Origin of the sequence: Aquabacterium parvum (assembly GCF_001447195.1) — a bacterium.
In the GTDB taxonomy this organism is placed as follows: domain Bacteria; phylum Pseudomonadota; class Gammaproteobacteria; order Burkholderiales; family Burkholderiaceae_C; genus Aquabacterium; species Aquabacterium parvum.
Genome location: NZ_LFRI01000316.1, coordinates 1 through 414, shown reverse-complemented (window position 1 = coordinate 414; position 414 = coordinate 1). Strand labels below are relative to the sequence as shown.

At 50.7% G+C, this 414-nt stretch carries 1 protein-coding gene; it reads right to left on the bottom strand.

The window, feature by feature from the left end:
* On the bottom strand, positions 1 to 414 hold a 414-nt coding region (locus ABG80_RS10690), incomplete at both ends, for a calcium-binding protein (protein ID WP_321166053.1).

Genomic DNA, 414 nt, shown 5'->3' with positions numbered 1-414 from the left:
GTGTCCTTGCCTTCACCACCATAGATGTGATTCGAGCCAGCACCGGTGTCTTTAATGGTGTCATCACCATCACCCCCGTCGATGAAGTCGCTGCCTCCGGCATCCTGAATGGTGTCGGTACCACCGAAGCCCCGAATGGTGTTGTTATCGTAAGTTCCGTACAGAGCGTTCGCACTGTCGGTCCCGTTTATCACCCAACTCAACTCCGTGGCCTGTTGAGCGGTCAGAGACTCACCCGTCTTGAAGACGAATTTCTCGATTCTGTATGCGGTGTCGCCCCAGTTTTGGACAGTGATTTGATCATTGGTCAAAACACCATTTTCCTTGATTCGGATGATGAGTCCTGATGATCCAACAGAAAACACCACATCTGACACACTGATGCCGTCACCAAAAGAAATGGTGTCGTCACTT